General features: G+C 72.5%; 1 protein-coding gene. It reads right to left on the bottom strand.

All coding sequences use genetic code 11. The features are described 5' to 3' along the window. Positions 1–2,399 (bottom strand): beta-ketoacyl synthase N-terminal-like domain-containing protein (locus ABZ833_RS45570; protein WP_361060025.1); only part of this gene is annotated, 2,399 nt, incomplete at both ends.

Genomic DNA, 2,399 nt, shown 5'->3' with positions numbered 1-2,399 from the left:
AGGGCGGTGGCGAAGACGGGGTAGGTGTCGTACAACTCCCGTCCCATGCCCAGGCGTTGAGCGCCCTGACCCGTGAACAGGAAAGCCGTCTTGCCCTCGCGGCCGGCCCGGGAGAAGACACCCGGCGCGGCCTCGCCCCGGCTGAGCGCCTCCAGACCGGCGAGCAACTCCTCGGTGCTCGACCCCACGACCACCGCACGCTCCTCCCAGGCGGACCGGGTGGTGACGAGGGAGCGGCCGACATCGACGGGACGCAGCTCCGGACGGGCGGACACATGGGCGTGCAGCCGCTCGGCCTGCGCGCGCAGACCGGCCTCGTCGCGCGCCGAAAGCACCCACAGCGCATGGCCCTCGGTGGCCCCGGACCCGTCGGCCGCCACCGGCACCCGCACCGGCGTCTGCGGCTGGGCGTCGGCCTGCTCGACGACGACATGCGCGTTCGTGCCGCTGATGCCGAACGACGAGACGGCCGCCCGCCGGGGGCGCCCCTCGACGTCCGGCCAGGGGCGGGCCTCGTCGAGCACCGCGACCCCGCCCGAGGTCCAGTCGACCTCCGGGGACGGTTCACTCACGTGCAGGGTCCGCGGCAGGACCCCGTGGCGCATCGCCTGCACCATCTTGATGACGCCGCCGACGCCCGCCGCGGCCTGCGCGTGCCCGATGTTGGACTTGAGTGAACCGAGGAAGACCGGCTGCCGTTCGTCGTGGCCGGCGCCGTAGGTGGCGATGATCGCCTGTGCCTCGATGGGGTCGCCGAGTTTGGTGCCGGTGCCGTGCGCTTCGACGGTGTCGATGTCGGAGGGGGTGAGTCCTGCGTCGGCGAGTGCCTGGCGGATCACCCGTTGCTGGGAGGGCCCGTTGGGGGCGGTGAGGCCGTTGCTCGCGCCGTCCTGGTTGACGGCGGAGCCGCGGATCACGGCGAGGACCTGGTGTCCGTTGCGGCGGGCGTCGGACAGCTTCTCGACCAGGAGCAGGCCCACGCCCTCCGCCCAGGAGGTGCCGTCCGCATCGGCCGAGAACGACTTGCTGCGTCCGTCGGCCGCGAGCCCGCGCTGCCGCGAGAACTCCACGAACATGCCCGGCGCCGACATCACGGTGGCGCCACCGGCCAGCGCGAGGGTCGTCTCGCCCTGCCGCAGCGAACGTATCGCCATGTGCAGCGCCACCAGCGACGACGAGCAAGCGGTGTCGACCGTCACGGCCGGACCGAGCAGTCCCAGCTGGTAGGCGATCCGGCCCGACATGACACTGCTGGTGGAGCCGGTGAGCAGATGCCCCTCGACGCTCGGCGGCCCCTCGTGCAGCCGCGGCCCGTAGTCGAGGGCGGTGGCGCCGACGAAGACACCGGTGCGGCTTCCGCTCAGGCCGCGAGGATCCACACCGGCCCGTTCCACCGCCTCCCAGGCCGTCTCGAGGAGCAGTCGCTGCTGCGGGTCCATGGCGAGTGCCTCGCGCGGCGAGATCCCGAAGAAGCCCGCGTCGAACAACCCGGCGTCGTGCAGGAATCCGCCCTCGGCCACCGAACTCTTGCCGGAGCGCTCGGGGTCGCTGTCGTACAGCTCCGTGTCCCAGCCGCGGTCCTGCGGGAAGCCGGAGATGGCGTCCCGTCCCTCGGCGACCAGCTGCCAGAGGTCCTCCGGTGAGGCGACACCGCCCGGATAGCGGCAGGCCATGCCGACGATGGCGATCGGCTCGTCGGAGTGCGGGGCTTCCCGTGACGTGAACGCGTCGGCCACCGTGCCGAGCAGCTCGTGCCCAAGGAACGCGACGAGCGCGGCGGGCGTCGGATGGTCGAAGAGAAGGCCGCTGGGCAGATCGAGACCGGTGACGGCTCCGAGCTGATCGCGCAGCTCCACCGACATCAGGGAGTCGAAGCCCAGATCCCTGAACGGCAGCCGCAGATCCAGGCGTTGGCCCGGCGCGTACTCCAGGACCGCGGCGATCTGCGCGGTCACCAGGTCCGTCACCTCCCGCTCGCGCTCCGCCTCGGAAAGACCGGCGAGGCGCGCGCCGAGCGCGCCCACGGGCGCCGCGGCGGTCTGCTCGGCCTGCTCCGGGGCAGCCAGTTCGGCCCGCTCCAGCGGACGGCCGCCGATCCAGTGGTGGCTGCGCTGGAAGGCGTACGTGGGCAGCGCGGCCCGACCGGCGCTCTGCCCGGCGTACGCGGTCGACCAGTCCACCTCCACGCCGCGCACATGGGCGGTGGCCAGGGCGGTCAGTACCGTCGAGACTTCGTCGCGGCCACGGCGCAGCAGCGGCACGGCCAGGACGTTCTCGCCGCGCGCCGACTCACCTACGAGTGCTGTGAGGGTGGTGTCGGGTCCGAGTTCGAGGTAGGTGGTGACGCCTTGGGTGTCGAGGTGGTGGATGGTGTCGGCGAAGCGGACGGCTTCTTGGAT

It is taken from the genome of Streptomyces sp. NPDC047525, from assembly GCF_040643025.1.
In the GTDB taxonomy this organism is placed as follows: Bacteria; Actinomycetota; Actinomycetes; order Streptomycetales; family Streptomycetaceae; genus Streptomyces; species Streptomyces durmitorensis.
The sequence above is the reverse complement of the archived record's forward strand: the minus strand, read 5'-3'. Positions and strand labels throughout refer to the sequence as shown.